17 protein-coding genes and 1 tRNA gene are annotated in these 17,704 nt (G+C 68.3%); 3 read left to right on the plus strand and 15 right to left on the minus strand.

Translation table 11 applies throughout. The features are described 5' to 3' along the window. Positions 1-29: 29 nt before the first annotated feature. The 5 genes from B3Z70_RS10755 to B3Z70_RS10775 are packed head-to-tail and all read right to left on the minus strand — an operon-like array spanning position 30 to position 4,159. Entirely contained in the window at positions 30-824 is a 795-nt protein-coding gene (locus B3Z70_RS10755) for an MBL fold metallo-hydrolase (RefSeq protein WP_292020355.1), read from the minus strand. Next, positions 821-1,603: a TatD family hydrolase gene (locus B3Z70_RS10760; RefSeq protein ID WP_292020357.1), complete on the minus strand. Its 783-nt coding sequence runs from the start codon at positions 1,601-1,603 to the stop codon at positions 821-823. Before B3Z70_RS10760 ends, B3Z70_RS10755 begins: the two co-directional genes overlap by 4 nt. Then, complete coding sequence (locus B3Z70_RS10765) at positions 1,603-2,592, minus strand: DNA polymerase III subunit delta' (RefSeq protein ID WP_292020359.1); 990 nt, start codon at positions 2,590-2,592, stop codon at positions 1,603-1,605. Before B3Z70_RS10765 ends, B3Z70_RS10760 begins: the two co-directional genes overlap by 1 nt. Beyond that, a complete protein-coding gene (tmk, locus tag B3Z70_RS10770; protein WP_292020361.1) occupies positions 2,589-3,221 on the minus strand; it encodes a dTMP kinase in 633 nt (210 codons plus the stop codon). Before tmk ends, B3Z70_RS10765 begins: the two co-directional genes overlap by 4 nt. Before the next feature lie 38 nt (positions 3,222-3,259). Then, positions 3,260-4,159, minus strand: a complete 900-nt coding sequence (locus B3Z70_RS10775; protein WP_292020362.1) for a septal ring lytic transglycosylase RlpA family protein — start codon at positions 4,157-4,159, stop codon at positions 3,260-3,262. Positions 4,160-4,271: 112 nt separating this feature from the next. Between B3Z70_RS10775 and B3Z70_RS10780 the strand changes: the two genes are divergently transcribed. Both B3Z70_RS10780 and B3Z70_RS10785 read left to right on the plus strand, forming a co-directional pair. Next, positions 4,272-4,358, plus strand: a tRNA-Ser gene (locus B3Z70_RS10780). A gap of 76 nt (positions 4,359-4,434) precedes the next feature. Next, positions 4,435-5,754, plus strand: coding sequence for an Hsp70 family protein (locus tag B3Z70_RS10785; RefSeq protein ID WP_292020363.1), 1,320 nt, complete (start codon positions 4,435-4,437; stop codon positions 5,752-5,754). A gap of 173 nt (positions 5,755-5,927) precedes the next feature. Here B3Z70_RS10785 and B3Z70_RS10790 read toward each other — a convergent pair whose 3' ends face one another. The 9 genes from B3Z70_RS10790 to B3Z70_RS10830 form a co-directional block, all read right to left on the minus strand. Continuing rightward, entirely contained in the window at positions 5,928-7,046 is a 1,119-nt protein-coding gene (locus B3Z70_RS10790; RefSeq protein ID WP_292020364.1) for an acyl-CoA dehydrogenase family protein, read from the minus strand. 4 nt (positions 7,047-7,050) lie between these two features. Continuing rightward, positions 7,051-8,232 carry an acyl-CoA dehydrogenase family protein gene (locus tag B3Z70_RS10795; RefSeq protein WP_292020366.1) on the minus strand — a complete coding sequence of 394 codons (1,182 nt, stop codon included), beginning with the start codon at positions 8,230-8,232 and terminating at the stop codon, positions 7,051-7,053. Positions 8,233-8,361: 129 nt separating this feature from the next. Beyond that, a complete protein-coding gene (gene rodA, locus B3Z70_RS10800) occupies positions 8,362-9,516 on the minus strand; it encodes a rod shape-determining protein RodA (protein WP_292020368.1) in 1,155 nt (384 codons plus the stop codon). Next, positions 9,513-11,543: a penicillin-binding protein 2 gene (mrdA, locus tag B3Z70_RS10805; protein WP_292045505.1), complete on the minus strand. Its 2,031-nt coding sequence runs from the start codon at positions 11,541-11,543 to the stop codon at positions 9,513-9,515. Before mrdA ends, rodA begins: the two co-directional genes overlap by 4 nt. Continuing rightward, the gene (locus tag B3Z70_RS10810) at positions 11,540-12,058 is read right to left on the minus strand and encodes a hypothetical protein (protein WP_292045507.1); all 519 of its coding nucleotides are present in this window, start codon (positions 12,056-12,058) and stop codon (positions 11,540-11,542) included. Before B3Z70_RS10810 ends, mrdA begins: the two co-directional genes overlap by 4 nt. Then, the gene (mreC, locus tag B3Z70_RS10815; RefSeq protein ID WP_292045509.1) at positions 12,055-13,227 is read right to left on the minus strand and encodes a rod shape-determining protein MreC; all 1,173 of its coding nucleotides are present in this window, start codon (positions 13,225-13,227) and stop codon (positions 12,055-12,057) included. The genes B3Z70_RS10810 and mreC overlap by 4 nt, the downstream gene beginning before the upstream one ends. 161 nt (positions 13,228-13,388) lie before the next feature. Next, entirely contained in the window at positions 13,389-14,429 is a 1,041-nt protein-coding gene (locus tag B3Z70_RS10820; protein WP_017504801.1) for a rod shape-determining protein, read from the minus strand. A 253-nt stretch (positions 14,430-14,682) separates the two neighbouring features. Next, a complete protein-coding gene (locus B3Z70_RS10825; protein WP_292024216.1) occupies positions 14,683-15,300 on the minus strand; it encodes a glutathione S-transferase family protein in 618 nt (205 codons plus the stop codon). A gap of 5 nt (positions 15,301-15,305) precedes the next feature. Then, positions 15,306-16,019, minus strand: a complete 714-nt coding sequence (locus tag B3Z70_RS10830; protein ID WP_292024217.1) for a TVP38/TMEM64 family protein — start codon at positions 16,017-16,019, stop codon at positions 15,306-15,308. Positions 16,020-16,141: 122 nt separating this feature from the next. Between B3Z70_RS10830 and B3Z70_RS10835 the strand changes: the two genes are divergently transcribed. Beyond that, positions 16,142-17,347, plus strand: coding sequence for a pyridoxal phosphate-dependent aminotransferase (locus B3Z70_RS10835; RefSeq protein WP_292024218.1), 1,206 nt, complete (start codon positions 16,142-16,144; stop codon positions 17,345-17,347). A gap of 51 nt (positions 17,348-17,398) precedes the next feature. Here B3Z70_RS10835 and B3Z70_RS10840 read toward each other — a convergent pair whose 3' ends face one another. Continuing rightward, positions 17,399-17,674, minus strand: coding sequence for a hypothetical protein (locus tag B3Z70_RS10840; protein ID WP_292024219.1), 276 nt, complete (start codon positions 17,672-17,674; stop codon positions 17,399-17,401). Between the last annotated feature and the right edge of the window lie 30 nt (positions 17,675-17,704).

Raw genomic sequence — 17,704 nt, forward strand, 5'->3', positions numbered from 1 at the left:
CCAACTTCGCGCCTGGGAACAACCCGGCCCTAACCGATCACCCGGCTCCACCCATCGAAACCGACTTCGACATTCGCTGGAACAAGCGCCGACAATGCCTTGTAATCCATGTCGATATGCAGATTCGTCAGCACCGCCTGCTCCACATCGGCGGCGGCGATCCATTCCAGCGCCTGGTCCAGGTGGGCATGGGTCGGATGGGGCGTGTAGCGCAGGGCGTCCACGATCCACAGCCGGCAGCCCGCCACGGCTTTCAGCGCCGCCTCGTCCAGATCCGACACGTCGCTGGAATAGGCCATATCGCCCAGCCGGTATCCCACCGAACGGATCGGTCCGTGCGCCTGATCGAAGGTCTTGACCGGGATCGCGCCGCCCGCCCCCTCCACCGACCATGTTTCGCCATGCGGCGGAATCGTATGCGCCTCCAGCAGCGGCGGATAGCCCAGCTTGGTCGCGAAGATATAGTCGAACCGATGCGTCAGCGACGTCCGCGTCGCTTCGTCCATCCAGGCCGGAATCCGCTTTCGCGCCCGCGCGGCGAAGGTGCGCAGATCGTCGATCCCATGCGTCTGGTCGGCATGATCGTGGGTGTAGAGCACGGCGTCGACGTGCGTCGTCCCGCTGGCCAGCATCTGCTCGCGCAGGTCCGGCGAGGTGTCGATCAGGATGTTGGTCACGCCGTCCGGCCCGGCTTTGCGGGCCAGCATCGAACAGCGCGTGCGCCGGTTCCTGGGCTCGGCCGGATCGCAGGCGCCCCAGTCGCCGTCGCCGCGCGGCACCCCGCCCGACGATCCGCTGCCCAGGATGACGACCTCGAATCTCATGCCGGCCTCGGTATCCGGTCAAAAAGGCCGAAGAAGGCCTCGGTCGTGATCCGGTCCGCCTCCTCGACGCTCCAGCCCCGGATTTCGGCCAGCTTGTCCAGCACATGGACGATATAGGCCGGCTCGTTGCGCCGTCCCCGGTGGGGAATGGGCGCCAGATAGGGGCAGTCCGTCTCCACGATGATCCGGTCGCCCGGCATGTCGCGGATCACGGCCCGCACATCCTCGGCCGCCTTGAAGGTGGCGATGCCGGACACTGAGAACCACGCCCCCATTTCCGCAGCGATTTTCGCCAGTTCCACCCCGCTCGTATAGCAGTGCATCAACATCTTGAACGGCCCGGCGGCGTATTCCTCGCGCAGGATACCCGCCATCACATCGTCCGCCTCGCGCGTATGGATCACCAGCGGCAGGCCCGTCTCGCGCGCCGCCGCCACATGCTGGCGGAACACCGCCGCCTGCACCTCGCGCGGGCTGAGGTCATAGTGGAAATCCAGGCCGCACTCCCCGATCCCCACCACCTTGGGCCGCTGGGCCAGTTCGATCAGGGTCGCCGCCGTCAGGTCCGCCGCATCCTTGGCCTCGTGCGGATGGACCCCGACCGTGCACCAGATGTCGTCATGCGCCATGGCGATCCCATGGGTCGCCTCGAAGGTGGTCAGCTTGTCCGAAATCTCGACCATCAGCCCGACGCCCGCCTCGCGCGCCCGCGCGATAATGGCGTCCCGGTCCTCGTCGAACTGGGGCGCGTGCAGGTTCACATGGCTGTCGATCAGCATCAGCCCATCCTCTCCTGCTGGACCTGAACCCGGCGGATGTCCGCCAAGGCGCCCGCCAGCACGTCGCCGCGATCCAGGTTCAGACCCGCCGTCCGTTCCGGCAGGGGCTGCAACCGTTCCCACAGATCGGCCCAGCGATGGCCGCTCGATCCGCCGCCCAGCGCGCGCATCTTCACCGCCGAAATCAGCCGGTCCATCAGCACTTCGAACCGTTCCTGCCCCTCGGCGCCCCGGAACTTGTCGGCCACCGCCAGGGCCTCGGCCCGGTCGATGTCGCCCTCCACCCAGCGCCGCGCCAGTTGATCCATCTCGAACGTCGCTCCCGACGCCAACGCCAGGGCCGCGCCCGGCGATCCGCCCGCCATGGCCGCCGCGTGTTCGGCGTCCTCTCGCTCCACGCCCGTCCGGTTGCGCACCAGGGTCTCCAGCCGATCCGGCGTCCAGATCGGAAAGCTCAGCCGCCGACACCGCGAGCGGATGGTGGCCAGAAGCCGCCCTGGCGCATGGGTCACCAGAAACAGCACCCCACGCTCGGGCGGCTCTTCAAGAACCTTCAGCAAGGCGTTGGCGGCGTTGATGTTCAGGTCGTCGGCCGCATCGATGATCGCCACCCGATGCTGGGCCTGAGACGGGCTTTTGGAGAAGAATTCCGGCAGTTCGCGCGACTGGTCGACCGAGATGGACTTCTTGGTCTTGCCCCCTTCGACCAGCCGCTCCAGCACCAGCAGATCGGGATGGGCCTGGGCCGAAATCAGGCGACTGACCGGATCGTCGCGCCGCGCCCCCAAGGGCCCGCGCCCCGGATCGGCCGCCGCCCCCAGCAGGCGCCGCGCCGCGCGATAGGCGAAGGTCGCCTTGCCCACCCCCTCGACCCCGCACAACAGCCAGGCGTGGTGCAGCCGCCCCCGCTCCCAGGCGTCCAGAAACGCCGTCTCGGCCGCCGCGTCGGGGACCAGATCGAAACGGTCGCGGGGATGATCCTCGCTCACAGCAGCCGGTCCTGAACCGCCCGCCAGACCCGCGCCTCCACCTCGTCCAGCGACCCCACCGCATCGATCAGCACGCACCGTTCGGGATGGGCCTCGACGATCCTCAGGAACCCCTCGCGCAGACGCTGATGGAAGGCCAGCCCCTTGGATTCGAACCGCGTCTCGAACAGGCCGCGCCCGAACGCCCGCTCCAGCCCCACCTCGACCGGCAGGTCGAACACCAGGGTCAGGTCCGGCTGGTCCGCGCCGACCACGCCGGCGTCGATCTGTTCGATGAAGCTCTGGGCCACGCCGCCGCCCGCGCCCTGATAGGCGCGGCTGCTGTCGGCGAACCGGTCGCACACCACCCAGTCGCCGGCCTCCAGGGCCGGCCTCACCGTATGCTCCAGATGATCGGACCGGGCCGCATACATCAAAAGGGTTTCGGTCATGGCCGACCACGGCTCGGCCTCGTTGGCCACCACCAGGTTGCGGATCACCTCGGCGCCCTTCGACCCGCCCGGCTCGCGCGTGCGCACCACCTGCCGGTCGCCCAGCAACGGCTTCAGCCGCTCGACCAGTCGCCCGACCTGGGTCGACTTGCCGGCGCCCTCGCCGCCTTCGAAGCTTATGAAACGTCCACGGGTCACGGGCGCACTAATGGCGTCCAGCGCGCGGGTGGCAAGCCTTAGCCGCCGGATATCAACAGGGCGTCGGCATATCCGCGCGCCATGACCGCCTGACGGGCGCTCTCGGCCGCCGCCTGATCGATCCAGGGCCCGACCAGAACGCGATATCCGCCGCCGGTCTCATCCACCTTGGCGCGCGCGCCCAGCCGTTCGGCGATTCGCTGGGCCGCGCCCGGATCGCGGAAGGCGCCCGCCTGCACCCAATAGGACCCGCCGATTGGGGCGACCGGCGTCGGGGCGGCCTGCGGCGGCGCATAGGCCGGCGGCGGCGTATAGGCGGGTTGCGGCGCGTAATAAGGCTGGGGCGTCGTCTGGATCGGCGCGGGCTGAACGACGGCCATCTGCACGGGTTGAGGCTCGACCGTTCTCGCCGCCTCGGCCCTCAGGACAGTCCCGCCGCCAAGACGCGGCGCCTGGCCCAGATAGCGCACCCGCACCCGGGCCACGCCGTCGCGCCGCATATCCAGTTCGTCCGCCGCCTCGCGCGACAGGTCGATGATCCGCCCATCCACGAACGGTCCGCGGTCGTTGACCCGCGCCACGATCCGCCGCCCGTTGGTCAGATTGGTCACTTCCACCAGGCCGGGCAACGGCAGGGTCTTATGCGCCGCCGTCAAGGCGTGCATGTCGAACCGTTCGCCGGTCGAGGTCGGGCGGCCGTTGAAGGCGTCGCCATACCAGGACGCCATGCCGACCTCGTCATAGTTCGGCTGGTCCTTGGGCGTGTACCAGCGCCCGCGCACCTGATAGGGCCGCATCGTGCCCGAAACGATGGGCGCCGGATCCTTGACCGCCGGGATCCCGCCCGCCCCGCGCCCGCCGCCCAGGCTGGAACAGGCCGCCAGCAGCGAGAACAGCCCCAGCACCAGGGCGCCGCGCATCCATCGTCCAGCCGTCATCCGCTTCGCCTTCGTCTCCGACACTGTCGAAAACAGGATGAACGAAGACATTTCCGCTTTGGTTAACGCCCCCTTCCCCTGCTATGGCGTCCGCTCCCGCTCGACGCGGCGAGGAAGTGTGGCCGAGTGGTTTAAGGCACTGGTCTTGAAAACCAGCGACGGTGTGAGCCGTCCGTGGGTTCGAATCCCACCGCTTCCGCCGCCTCCGATGTCTTAACCCCTTGCGTCTGCGCGCCCGGACGTTAGGAACCGGCTCCCCTTTCAGGAGCGCGGCCATGACGGCGACGAAACCGATGACCATCGGCATCGACTTCGGCACGACCAATACGGTCGTGGCCCTGAGCGATGCGGACGGGGTGGCGCATCTGGCGACGTTCGACGCGGTGGAGGGCCAGACCACCACCTTCCGTTCGGCGCTCAGTTTCCAGACCCATCCCGGCGTGGACGGTCAGCCGCCGGAGCGGGTGGTCGAGGCCGGGCCCTGGGCCATCGCAGCCTATGTCGAGGATCCGCTGGAGACCCGGTTCATCCAGTCGTTCAAGACCTTCGCCGCCAGCGCCGCCTTCACCGAAACCCGCATCGACAACAAGCGCTACGCCTTCGAGGATTTGCTGGCGGCCTTTCTGCTGCGGTTGCGCCATCATGCGGGCGAGGCGCTGGACGCCATGCCGCCGGCCGTGGTCGTGGGTCGTCCCGTCACCTTCGCCGGCGGCAATCCCGACGAGGCGCTGGCCTTGGGGCGCTATCAGGCGGCGTTTCAGCGGCTGGGCTTCACCGACATCCGCTATGCGCACGAGCCGGTGGGCGCCGCCTTCTATTTCGCGCGCAAGCTGACGCAGGACGCCACGGTCCTGGTCGCCGACTTCGGCGGCGGCACCAGCGACTTCTCCATCATCCGGTTCGAGCGGACGGACGACGGCCTGCGCTCCACGCCCCTGGCCCGCTCGGGCGTCGGCGTGGCGGGCGACGCCTTCGACTATCGGATCATCGACCAGCTGGTGTCGCCCGAACTGGGCAAGGGCGGCCTATACAGTTCGGTCGGCAAGCAACTGCCGATCCCGCAGCGCTACTATTCCGCCTTCGCCCGCTGGGACCAGTTGGCCCTGTTGCGCGCATCGCGCGACATGCGCGACATCCGGGCCCTGGCCCGCACGGCGCTGGACCCGGAAAAGATCGAGCGCCTGATCGAGGTGCTGGACGACAACCACGGCCACGACCTGTATCGCGCCGTCTCGGCCCTGAAGATGGCCCTGTCCGCCAGCGACACGGCCACCTTCCGCTTCCACGCCGGCGACGTGCATATCGAAAAGCCGGTCGCGCGCGCGGACTTCGAGGGCTGGATCGCGCCGGAACTGGCCGCCATCGAAGGTGCGGTGGATCAGGCGATGGCGCGCGCAGGCCTGGCGCCGGACGGCGTCGACCGGGTCTTCCTGACCGGAGGCACCTCCTTCGTGCCGGCCGTTCGCGCCATCTTCCAGAACCGCTTCGGCCAGGACCGCATCGAAACCGGCGGCGAGTTCGAATCCATCGCCGCTGGTCTGGCCCTGATCGGCCGCGAACCCGATCTGGACCTTTGGAGCGAAAAGGTCGGCTAGGTCGGAAGCAAACCCTCTTCATCGTCATTCCGGGGCGTCCGCAGGACGAACCCGGAACCCAGGGGGACAGCGCCGACGCCTGATGCGGCAAGAACCATGACGCGCGCTCTTGGGTTTCGGGTTCTTCGCTGCGCTCAGGCCCGGAATGACGGCCTGTACAAGATGGCTGCGTCTTAGAACCCCTGCGCCCGCGCCATGCGTTCGGCGTGGAAGCCGGCGTCGCCCAGCAGTTCGTTCAGCACCCGGACCCGCTTCATGAACAGACCGACGTCGAACTCGTCGGTCATGCCGACGCCGCCGTGCATCTGGACCGCCTCCTGCACGGCCAGTTCGGCGACGCGGCCGGCCTTGGCCTTGGCGATGGAGGCGGCCAGCGAGGCGTTGTCCCGCCCCTCGTCGATGGCCAGTTGCGCGCCCAGCGTCGCGGCCCGCGCCAGCTCCAGTTCAGAGAACAGGTGCGCCGCCCGGTGCTGCAGCGCCTGAAACTCGCCGATCAGCTTGCCGAACTGTTTGCGGGTCCGCAGATAGTCCATCGTGACCTTGAAGGCCTGGTCGCCCGCGCCGGTCAGGGTGGAGGCCGCGCAGGCCCGGCCCAGCGTCAGGGCGCCGTCCAGCAGCGCCTCGCCCTGCCCCACGTCGCCGATCACCGCATCGGCGTCGACCGCCACGTCGGTCAGGGTGACGCGCGCCGCATTGTGCGCGTCGAGCATGGCCGTGCGTTCGACCGCCACGCCCGCCGTCGCCGGATCGACCAGGAACAGGGTCACGCCCTCCTCCGTACTGGCGACCACGATCAGGGCGTCCGCCACATGGCCGTCCAGCACGAAGGCCTTGGCGCCGTTCAGCCTGAAGCCGTTGCCCGCCCGCTCGGCCCGCGTGGTGATCCGCGACGGCGCGTGTTTCGCGCCTTCGTCGACGGCCAGGGCCAGGATCGCCTCGCCCGCCGCGATCCGGGGCAGCCAGCCCTGCTGCGCCTCCGATCCGGCGTCGATCAGCACCTTGGCCGACAGGACCGACGATCCCAGATACGGCGACGGCGTCAGGGTGCGCCCCAGGCTCTCGGCGATCACCCCGGCCTCGACGGCGCCCAGGCCCATGCCGCCCATCGCCTCGGGAATGATGACGCCGGCGAAGCCCATCTCTCCGAACGCGCGCCAAAGGTCGCGCGACACGCCGTCGGGATCGCGGTCATCCCTCAGCTTTCGCAGATGAGCGATGGGGGCGTTCTCGTTCAGAAAGCCGTCGGCGGCGTCCTGCAACATCGTCTGTTCTTCGGTCAGGATCAGCGGCATCGTCTCACGCTCCCGGAAGTTGCAGCAGGTGTTTGGCGATGATGTTCAACTGAACTTCGCTGGTTCCACCCTCGATGGAGTTGGCCTTGGTCCGCAGCCAGTCGCGCGCCGTCTTGCCGTCATGCGACCGTTCGCCCTCCCATTCCAGGGCGTCGGCCCCGCCCGCCGCCATCAGCAGTTCGTGCCGCCGCTTGTTCAGCTCGGACCCATAGTATTTCAGCATGGAGGCGATGGCGGGGTGCGCCTGTTTGGCCTTCACCTGATCGCCCACCCGCTCCATCGCCAGACGGAAGGCGGCGGCGTCGATCTCCAGGTCCGCGATCCGGGCGCGCAGCATCGGCTCGTCCAGCCGCCCGGCCTCGTCCGCGCCGATGGCGTCCAGCGCCACCTGCCCCACCGGCCGCCCGCCCCCGACCTCGCCCATGGCGCCGATCATGGTCCGTTCGTGCGCCAACAGATATTTGGCCACGTCCCAGCCCCGGTTCAGCGTGCCGACCAGGTTTTCCTTCTCCACCCGCACATCGTCGAAGAAGGTCTCGCAGAAGGGCGACTTGCCGCTGATCAGGGTGATCGGCCGCGTCGTCACGCCCGGCGTCCTCATATCGAACAGCACGAAGCTGATGCCCAGATGCTTGGGCGCCTCCGGGTCGGTCCGCACCAGGCAGAAGATCCAGTCGGCCTTGTCGGCATAGGAGGTCCAGATCTTCTGGCCATTGACGATCCAATGGTCGCCCCGGTCCTCGGCCCGCGTCTGAATGGACGCCAGATCGGACCCCGCGCCCGGCTCGGAATAGCCTTGGCACCAGCGCACTTCGCCGCGCACGATTTCGGGCAGGAAACGCTTCTTCTGCTCTTCGGCGCCGAAGGCCAGCAACGCCGGGCCCAGCATCCAGACGCCGAAACTGGCCAGGGCCGGCTGCGCCTTGATGCGCCGCAGTTCCGAGGCCAGCACCTTGGCCTCCTCACGGCTCAGCCCCCCGCCGCCGTATTCCTTGGGCCATTCCGGCGCCGTCCAGCCGCGCGCGCCCATCCGCTCTAGCCATTGCTTGTGCGCCGGCGTCTTGAACTGCGGGTTTCGCCCGCCCCAGATCATCTCGTCGTCGGCCATCGGCCCGCGACACTCGGCCGGGCAGTTGTCGGCCAGCCATGCGCGGGTCTCGGCGCGGAAGCGCTCCAGGTCGGTCATGCATCGTCTCCCATTCGTCCCCGCTGACGGCCGCAGCCGCCGCGAAGGGATCGTTGGAAACGAGCTTATCTTCGAAATCGTCCGCTTAGGAAGCGAAACCTGAATGCCGATCACTTAGCTGACGTAACGTCAGATCAACCCATGCCCCTTGGGCAGTTCGGCATAACGGTGGACCCGGGTGGCCATGACCAGCCCAAAGCCGATCATCACCGTAAGCATCACCGTGCCGCCATAGGACAGCAGCGGCATCGGCACCCCGACCACGGGCGCCAACCCCATCACCATCGCCCCGTTGATCAGCACATAAAGCGCGAAGGTCGCCGTCACCCCCGACGCCGCCAATCGCCCGAAGTGACTGTGCGACAGCGACGCGATCCTCAGCGAGATCAGGATAATGGCCGCGTAACAGGCCAACAGGGTGAAGGTGCCCACGAAGCCGAACTCTTCGGCGAAGGCGGCGAAGATGAAGTCGGTCTGGCGTTCGGGCAGGAACTCCAGCTGGCTTTGACTGCCCAGGCCGAAGCCGCGTCCCAGCGGACCGCCCGATCCCATGGCGATCTTGGACTGCACGATCTGATAGCCCTTGTCCGCCATATCGGCCTCGGGGCTCAGGAAGGTCAGCACGCGGTGGCGCTGATAGTCGTGCATCCCGAACATCACATAGGGCGGCACCAGAACCGCCGCCGCCACAATCAGCGGCACGATGATCCGCCAGCTCAGGCCCGCCACGAACATCATCGCCGCCCCCGTCAGGCCGATCAGCATGGCCGAACCCAGGTCCGGCTGGTGCGCGACCAGCAGGAACGGCAGGCCGATGATCCCCACGGGGAAGATCAGCTTCCAGTGGAAACTCGCCTCCTTGGCCGAGGCACCGTGATACCAGCGGGCCAGGGCCAGAACGACGCCGATCTTCATGATCTCGGACGGCTGGATGCGGGTGAAGCCCAGGTCCAGCCAGCGCGTCGCCCCCAGCGCATGATACCCCAGCGGCGTCTCCACCAGCGCCAGCAGGAACAGCGCCAGCCCATAGATCGGATAGGCCAGCGCGAACCAGTAGCGGATGGTGATCAACGACAGCGCCAGCATCAGCGCCAGGCACATGCCGAAGCGGATCAGGTGTTTGGCCGCCCACGGCGACCACGATCCACCCGCCACCGAATACAGCATCATCGCGCCGGTGCCGGCGACCACGCACAGCAGCGCCGTCAGCCGCCAATCGATCTGGCCCAGCTTGGTCGAGACGCGCTCGCGCTCGCCGGGTCGCGACAGGGCCGAGGCGGTCAACGGCCCGGCTCGGACAGATAGGGGCGCGGGCCGCTGGTCGTGCTGGGGGTCGCGCGCGCCGGCTCCGGCGGGGCGACCACGTCCGGCTCGGGCGCTGCGCCGACCACGCCGTCCTCGACGATGGCGTCGCCGGTCGGCTCGGGCGGCGGGGGCCGCTCGATACGCGCGCGCATGTCCGGGTCCTTCAGCAGGACGGTGCGCATCACCTCTCTCGCGCGCGGCGCGCCGGCCGTGGCCCCGCCCTTGCCGCCGTGCTCGACGATGATCGCGACCGCATAGCGCGGCGCATCCACCGGGGCGAAGGCGACGAACAGATTGTGGTCCTTCAGCGCCCAGATGTCGCTCTTGCGCGACCCGGTGCCGTAGTTGCGCACCTGGGCCGTGCCGGTCTTGCCGGCCATCTGGATGTCGCCCAGGCCCAGCTGGCTCTGGCGATAGGCGGTGCCGGATCGGTCGTTGGCCACCGCGATCATGCCCTGGCGCACATATTCGATATGTTCGGGCTTGAACGGCAGGTCGGGCGCCTCGGCCCCGCTGGGCTGTTCGACCCCGCCGATGGACTTGATCAGACGCGGCTGCAGCGCCTTCTTGCCGTTGGCCAGCCGCGAGGTCATGACCGCCAGCTGCAGGGCGTTGACGGTGATCGCCCCCTGGCCGATGGCGACCGAAGTCGTCTCGCCGGGGTGCCAGACCGGATCGCGCGGGAAGGTCCGCGCCTTCCATTCGGTCGAGGGCAGCAGCCCCTTCTTCTGATTGTCCACGCCGATGTCGAACGTATGCTCGAACCCGACGGCCAGCGCCGCCTTGCGGATGTTGTCCACGCCCGCCCGGTTGCACATGGCGTAGAAATAGACGTCGCACGAGTTCTTGATGGCGTTGTGCATGTTTTGCACGCCATGCCGCCCCCAGCAGCGCTGCACCCTGTTGCCGGTGCGATAGGCGCCGGTGCAGACCACGGTGAGATTGGGATCGACCCCGGCTTCCAGCAGGGCCAGCGCCGTGGTGGGCTTGAACGTCGATCCCGGCGGGAAGGTGCCGTTGATCGTCTTGTCCAGCAGGGGCTTGCGCTCATAGTCGGCCAGGGCGCGATAGGTCTTGGTCGGCACCCCGCCGACGAACAGGTTCGGATCGAACGACGGCGCCGACATCATGCACAGGATGTCGCCGTTGCGGACATCCATCACGACGCAGGCGCCGGACTCGTCGCCGAACACCTCCAACGCCCGGTTCTGCACGTCGGCGTCCAGCGTCAGCACGACTTCCTTGCCGGGCACGGCCGGGCGCGACCCGCCGATGTCCTCGGCCACCACGCGCCCGCGCGCATCCACCTCGACCCGGTTGCCGCCCGGTTCGCCGCGAAGCGACACGTCCAGCGCCTTTTCGACGCCCTGACGCCCGATGCGGAAGCTGGGATTGAACAGCAGCGGCGGCGGCTGCTGGCCCTTGTCGCGCAGCGCCTTCACGTCGCGGTCCGACACCTTGGCCACATAGCCGACGACGTGGGCGAAGGCCCCGCCGAACGGATAGTATCGGGCCTCGTTCATATCCACCATCACGCCGGGCAGTTCGTTGGCGTACTGATTGACCTTGGCGAACTCCTCCCAGGTCAGGTCGCTCTTGACCGGCACGGGATTGAACTTGGAGGCCGCATTGACGTCGCGGATGATGGCGCGTCGGCGCTCCAGCGTGTCGGGCAGCACCTGGCCCAAGAGGTCCAGCGTCTGGTCCAGATCCTTGGTCTCGTCGCGCACGACCAGCACGCGGAAGCTGGGCCGGTTGCCGGCGATGACGACGCCGTTGCGGTCCTTGATCAGGCCGCGCGGCGGCGGCACCATGCGGAAGTTAAACTGGTTCTGCGACGACAGGGTCGCATATTCCTGGGCCTGCACGACCTGCAGCTGACCCAGCCGGCCGATCAGCGCCGTGATCCCCAGCGCCGTGGCCCCGCCCACGATGAAGGTGCGCCGCAGGAAGGAGCCCTGCCGCTCGTTGACGTCTTCGAAGAAGATGGAGGGTTCGCCGCTCATCGGAACCGAATATCCCCGTCGTCGAACCGATCCAGCATCCAATTGGCCACGGGATACAGCATCAGCGTCGGCGCGATCTGCGCGACCAGCGGCGCGATGGCCGGCGCATTGGCCGCCCGCACCGCCACGATCATATAGGCCAGTCCAAAGGCGCCCAGCGTGCAGGCCGCATAGGCGCCGAACCGGATCAGCCCCTCATGCCCCGCCATCAGATTGCGCGACATCAGGACCGTGAAATAGACCGCCATCAGACACAGCGCCCACAGGCCCAAGGGCGCGTTCCAGAACAGGTCCAGAAACAGTCCCAGGGCGAACAGCACCGCCGGCGCCGTCATCGACGGCCGGATCAGCGGCCAGGCGAAGGCCAGGATCATGGGCGCGACCGGCTCGGGCAGATGCAGGCCGAACAGCTGCACCGGCGTCGCTAGAACCACGGTGGCGGCGACGGCGGCCAGGGCCGGATAGACGATCCACTGCAGGGGCCCGACGACCCGAACCGCGACCGGCCGTCTCACAGCGCGCCCCCCGGCGCTGGTGCGGGCGCGGGCGTCGCGGCCGGAACGGTGGGGCCGGCGGCCGGCGTCTGGGGCGCGCGCGCGGCCGGCCGAGGCGTCGCCGGCGCAGGACGGGTCGTGGCTGCGGCAGGCGGCGTGGCCGCAGGGGTCGCAGCGACGGCGGCGGCCGCCCTCGCCCGCTCAGCCTGTTGCTGGGCCTGGGCCTGTTGCGCGGCCTGACGACGCGCGGCGGCGTCGCGAATGGCGCTCAGTTCGGCCGCGTTCGGCTCCGGCGCCGTGGTCAGGCCCGCCAGCGGCGGCGCGTTCAACGCCTCGGGACTGACCAGCTGGCCGAAGCTCTGGAACAGCAGCACCCGCACATAGTCCACCGCGCCGTGATCGCTGAACAGCTTGACCCGCCAGGCGCCGTCCACACCCTTGGCCGCCACGCCGACGGGCAGGCCGCGCGGCAGACCGCCGCCGTCGCCCGAACTCAGAATCCGGTCGCCCGCCTGAACGGCGCCCGCGCCGCGAATGAACTCCAGGCGCGGGCTGTCGCCGCCGTCGCCGGTCAACATGGCGCGCGCATCGGTGCGTTCGATCATGACCGGCGTGCGCGACGCCACGTCGGTCAGCAGCACCATCCGGCTGACGCCCGAGGTGACGCCCGTAATCCGTCCGACCAGGCCATGTTCGCTGATGACCGGATTGCCGATCCGCACGCCCTGGGCCGAACCGACGTCCAGCAGCTTGGCGCGATTGAACGGCCCGCGCGCGTCCGAAATCGCCCGCCCCGTCGCCATGGCCACCGCCGGCTCGACCCGCAGGCCCAGCATGGCTTCGTAGCGGCTGTTGACGTTCTTCAGCGCGATCGCCTGGTCGCGCCATTCGCGCAGTTCGGCGTTCTCGGCCTTCAGCCGCCGGTTCTCGCCGATGGCGAAGAAATAGCCGCCGATATAGTCGCGCACGCCTCCGGCCCAGCGCACGGGCGCCGCCAGAACGCCGCCGACCGGCCCGGCCGCCGTCTCGAACCCGCCGCGCGCCGCGCCGACGCTGGAGCCGCCCTCGGCCGTCGGCCGGTCGCCCAGCAACAGCACGACGGCCGCGACGATGGCCACGACTGCGACCACCGCGGCGGTCCAGACCAGCGGCACCTTGATGTTCTCAAAAGGTCCGTCGCGAAACGCCACGGGCGACCTTTCACTCAAAAGGATTGGAATCGGCGGGACGCCACCCGCCGCACGCCCTGCCTATCGCAAAATCAAGGCCGGAATGGAACCGTGATCGTGCAGGCGGGGCAAGGATTTGCGGCCAAGCTTTCGCCTGGCCGCCAAGGGGTCGAACGGCGCGATCAGAGCGCGGAGTCGAGCACGCCCTTCATCCAGCGCGGATGTTCCAGCACGCGGCCGCAGCCGATGGCCACGCACGACAGCGGATCGTCCGCCACCGAGACCGGCAGGCCGGTGTGGTCGCGGATCTCGACATCCAGGCCGCGCAGCAGGGCGCCGCCGCCCGTCAGCATGATGCCCTTGTCGGCGATGTCGGCGGCCAGTTCCGGCGGGGTGGCTTCCAGCGCGACCTTCACAGCCTCGATGATCTGCGTCACCGGCTCGGCCAGGGCTTCGGCGGCCTGGCGTTCGGAAATGCGGACTTCGCGCGGCACGCCCTGCATCAGGTCGCGGCCCTTGACCTCGATCGACAGGCCTTCGCCGTCGGCCGGGATGCGGGCCGTGCCGATGTCCTTCTTGATGCGTTCGGCGGTCGTTTCGCCGATCAGCAGATTATGATTGCGACGCATGTAGCTGATGATGCTGTCGTCCATCTTGTCGCCGCCGACGCGGACCGAACGCGAATAGACGATGCCCGACAGCGACAGGACGGCGACTTCCGTCGTGCCGCCGCCGATGTCGACGACCATCGAGCCGGTTGGCTCGTGGATCGGCAGGCCGGCGCCGATCGCGGCGGCCATCGGCTCGTCGATCAGGCCCACGCGGCGGGCCGAGGCGTTCAGGCAGCTGTCGTTGATCGCGCGGCGCTCGACCGCCGTGGCGCCGGACGGCACGCAGACGATGATCTTGGGGTTCACGAACCCTTTGCGGTTATGCACCTTGCGGATGAAGTGCTTGATCATCTCTTCGGCGACTTCGAAGTCGGCGATGACGCCGTCGCGCATCGGGCGGATGGCTTCCATGTGGCCCGGCGTGCGGCCCAGCATCTGCTTGGCCTCTATCCCGACGGCGTGGACGACCTTGCGCCCCCCGACGTTTCTCAGCGCCACGACGGACGGCTCGTTCAGGACGATGCCCTTGCCCTTCATGTAGATCAGGGTGTTGGCGGTGCCCAGGTCCATCGCGATGTCATTCGAAATCGCGCCGAAAAGGGAAAAACTCATGGGAATCGATACCGTTGTTAGCTGGCCAGGGCGTCTTCAGTGTTCGCAGTCGACCTGGCGACGCCCAACTGCCTCGACATCCCCACGCCGGACAGTTCCTGATCGTATTCGCCACGCCTACCGACGGCGGGTTTGCCTGTAAGAAAACGGGAATACAAGCCCCGATGACGGTCTCGTCATAACAGAACCCTGCGCCGGCGCCGCCGGACTGGGGATACCGAACCGCAGCGCCCGGCTCCCAGCCGTCGGATCGTCAGACGGCGGACAATCCCTCGGCCGCCAGCACGCGCTGCACGGCCGGCCGGGCCTGCATCCGGTCCAGGTGATCGTTCAGCCTGGGGAACCGCGCCGGGTCCAGGAAGCCGGCCTGACGCCCCCAGCGGGTGAAGACGCTCAGATAGCCGTCCGCCACCGTATAGGCCTCGCCCATCGCCCACGGCCCCTTGAACAGGGCGTCCTCGACCAGCCGGTATTTGACCAGGGCGGCCTCCAGCGCCGCGGCCTTGGCCTCGCCCTGCAGCGGAGGCCGTGCGAACAGGGCGCGCGACACCGCCGGATGCAGCGACGCCCCGAGGAAGCCGTTGAAGGATTGCATCTTGCCGAAGTTGAAGCTGGAGCCGTTGTCGGCCAGCTTCGCCTCGGGATGGGTCTGGGCGACATAGCCCATGATGACGAGGTTCTCGGTCAGCACGCCCTCGTCCGTCACCAGGGCAGGGGTCACGCCCGCCGGATTGATCGCCAGATATTCCGGCGTCTTCTGCTCACCGGCCTTCAGGTCGATCCTGACCGTCTCATAGTCCGCGCCCGCCTCTTCAAGCGCGATATGCGAGGCCATGGCGCAGGCGCCGGGCGAATAATAGAGCTTCAGCATCGCCTTCAGTCTCCTCTGGCGGCTTCGCGCCGCTTGACCAGTTCCCGCACGACCAGCATCAGCCCCAGCCACGCCAGGGCCACGCCCGCCAATATGGCCGACGTCCAGATCCCATCGCCGCTGACCGCCGTCATGAACGATCCGCCGAAGAAGGCCACCAGCGCCGTCTTGGGCAACACGCCCAACGCGCAGCCGGCCAGAAAGCCCATGAACGACGCCCGCGCCGCGCCGAACGCCATGTTCACGACGATGAAGGGCGCCGAGGGCACATTGCGGATCATGAAGCTGGCGTAGAAGGCGTTCTTGCCGACGAACCGCGTCAGCCGCCCCACCGTCTTGCCGCCGTGCCGTTCCAGCAGCCGCGCCGTCGGCCCGCGCCCCAGCCAATAGGTCACGCCCGCCGACACCACGGTCGCGATCCAGCTGTAGAGGAAGCCGAACCACGGTCCGAACGCCACCACGCAGGCGGCGATCAGGATGAACTGCGGCGCGCCGAAGAAGGCCGAAACGGTGAAGACCACGATGGCGGCGACCAGCCCCCACGGCCCATGGCGAAACCCGGCCAGCCAGGCTTCCAGCCGTCCCTCGGCGTCCAGGCCCAGCTGGCTCTTGCCCACCGCGAACAGGGCGATCATGGCGCCCAGCAGCAAGGCCGTCGCCAGCACCGCGCGCCAGCGACGCGCCTCCATGTTCGACAGGAAATCGATGATCCAGCGCATCAGACCGGCCGCTTATCACCCGCCGCCTGTATTAGCGAGCGTCAGCGCATTGTCCCGCGCGGCGACGGCGCGTAAACAACCCCGCCTCCCCGGCATGAATCTTTCAAATCGACGGGATTACGATGTCCAGCCTGCAATCTTCCGCCCTCGCCCGCGTCAAGCCTTCGGCCACCATCGCCGTCACCGCGCAGGCCCGGAAGCTTAAAGCCGAAGGCCGCGACGTGATCGGCCTGGGCGCCGGCGAGCCCGACTTCGATACGCCCGACAACATCAAACAGGCCGCCATCGTCGCCATCAATCGGGGCGAGACCAAATACACCGACGCCGACGGCATGCCCGAACTGAAGGCCGCCATCGTCGCCAAGTTCAAGCGCGAGAACGGGCTCGACTACACGGCCGCCAACATCCACGTCGCGCCGGGCGGCAAGCCCGTCATCTTCAACGCCCTGGTCGCCACCCTGAACCCCGGCGACGAGGTCATCGTGCCCGCCCCCTATTGGGTCAGCTATCCCGACATGGTTCTGCTGGCGGGCGGCGAGCCTGTCACCGTGATCGGCGAGGAGAAGGACGGCTTCAAGCTGCTGCCCGCCGTGCTTGAGGCCGCGATCACGCCCAGGACGCGCTGGCTGATCCTGAACAGCCCGTCCAACCCCACCGGCGCCGCCTACACTCGCGCCGAGCTGGAAGCCTTGGCCGAGGTGCTGCGTCGTCACCCCCACGTCTGGGTGCTGACCGACGACATGTACGAGCACCTCGTCTATGGCGACTTCGAATACACCACCATCGCCCAGGTCGCCCCGGACTTGATCGATCGCACACTGACGGTCAACGGCGTGTCCAAGGCCTATGCCATGACCGGCTGGCGCATCGGCTACGCCGGCGGCCCCAAGGCGCTGATCGACCTGATGCGCAAGGTGGCCAGCCAGACGACCTCCAACCCCGCCAGCATCAGCCAGTGGGCGGCCGTCGAGGCCCTGAACGGCCCGCAGGACTTCATCCCCGAGCGCAAGGCCGCCTTCGAGCAGCGTCGCGATCTGGTCGTGTCGATGCTGAACCAGGCGACCGGCATCACCTGCGCCACGCCCGAGGGCGCCTTCTACGTCTATCCCTCCATCGCCGGCCTGATCGGCAAGACGACGGAGGGCGGCGCGGTCATCGACGGCGACAGCACCTTCGCCGCCGAACTGCTGAACGCCGAGGGCGTGGCCGTGGTCCAGGGCGAGGCCTTCGGCCTCAGTCCCTATTTCCGCATCAGCTACGCCACATCGGATGCGGTGCTGGAAGAGGCCTGCGCTCGCATCCAGCGCTTCACCGCCTCGCTGCGCTGATCAAATCCAGGGCGGAGGCTCCGGCCTCCGCCCGCTATCGCCGATCTCGGCCTATTTGACCGGCTGCACATAGACGACCCGGCATTCGCCATCGACGGTCGTATAGCGGTTGTTGGCGGCGTCGACGAAGGCGATCCGGCCGCCGTCGTTGTATTCGACCTTGCCCGTCGACCGCCCCTTGAAGGTCTCGACCCCATAGGTCCAGCAGGTGATGTCCGCCGGCTTGTCGCCCCAGGTGGCGTCGTTGCGCGCGCGCCGGCTGTCGGTGCAGGCGGACAGGGCGCTGGTCAGGGCGAAGGCGACGATGGCGGAGGCGAGAGCTTTCATAAGCCTAGCCTTGAATGGACGCCGGCCAAG

Origin of the sequence: Brevundimonas sp. UBA6550 (genome assembly GCF_002434505.1) — a bacterium.
Taxonomy (GTDB): domain Bacteria; phylum Pseudomonadota; class Alphaproteobacteria; order Caulobacterales; family Caulobacteraceae; genus Brevundimonas.

Excerpts from the sequence above, each read along its gene's own strand:
- B3Z70_RS10755 (WP_292020355.1), bottom strand. The coding sequence starts at position 824 with ATGAGATTCGAGGTCGTCATCCTGGGCAGCGGATCGTCGGGCGGGGTG.
- B3Z70_RS10760 (WP_292020357.1), bottom strand. The coding sequence starts at position 1,603 with ATGCTGATCGACAGCCATGTGAACCTGCACGCGCCCCAGTTCGACGAG.
- B3Z70_RS10775 (WP_292020362.1), bottom strand. The coding sequence starts at position 4,159 with ATGACGGCTGGACGATGGATGCGCGGCGCCCTGGTGCTGGGGCTGTTC.
- B3Z70_RS10785 (WP_292020363.1), top strand. The coding sequence starts at position 4,435 with ATGACGGCGACGAAACCGATGACCATCGGCATCGACTTCGGCACGACC.
- B3Z70_RS10790 (WP_292020364.1), bottom strand. The coding sequence starts at position 7,046 with ATGCCGCTGATCCTGACCGAAGAACAGACGATGTTGCAGGACGCCGCC.
- B3Z70_RS10795 (WP_292020366.1), bottom strand. The coding sequence starts at position 8,232 with ATGACCGACCTGGAGCGCTTCCGCGCCGAGACCCGCGCATGGCTGGCC.
- mrdA (WP_292045505.1), bottom strand. The coding sequence starts at position 11,543 with ATGAGCGGCGAACCCTCCATCTTCTTCGAAGACGTCAACGAGCGGCAG.
- B3Z70_RS10820 (WP_017504801.1), bottom strand. The coding sequence starts at position 14,429 with ATGAGTTTTTCCCTTTTCGGCGCGATTTCGAATGACATCGCGATGGAC.
- B3Z70_RS10825 (WP_292024216.1), bottom strand. The coding sequence starts at position 15,300 with ATGCTGAAGCTCTATTATTCGCCCGGCGCCTGCGCCATGGCCTCGCAT.
- B3Z70_RS10830 (WP_292024217.1), bottom strand. The coding sequence starts at position 16,019 with ATGCGCTGGATCATCGATTTCCTGTCGAACATGGAGGCGCGTCGCTGG.
- B3Z70_RS10835 (WP_292024218.1), top strand. The coding sequence starts at position 16,142 with ATGTCCAGCCTGCAATCTTCCGCCCTCGCCCGCGTCAAGCCTTCGGCC.
- B3Z70_RS10840 (WP_292024219.1), bottom strand. The coding sequence starts at position 17,674 with ATGAAAGCTCTCGCCTCCGCCATCGTCGCCTTCGCCCTGACCAGCGCC.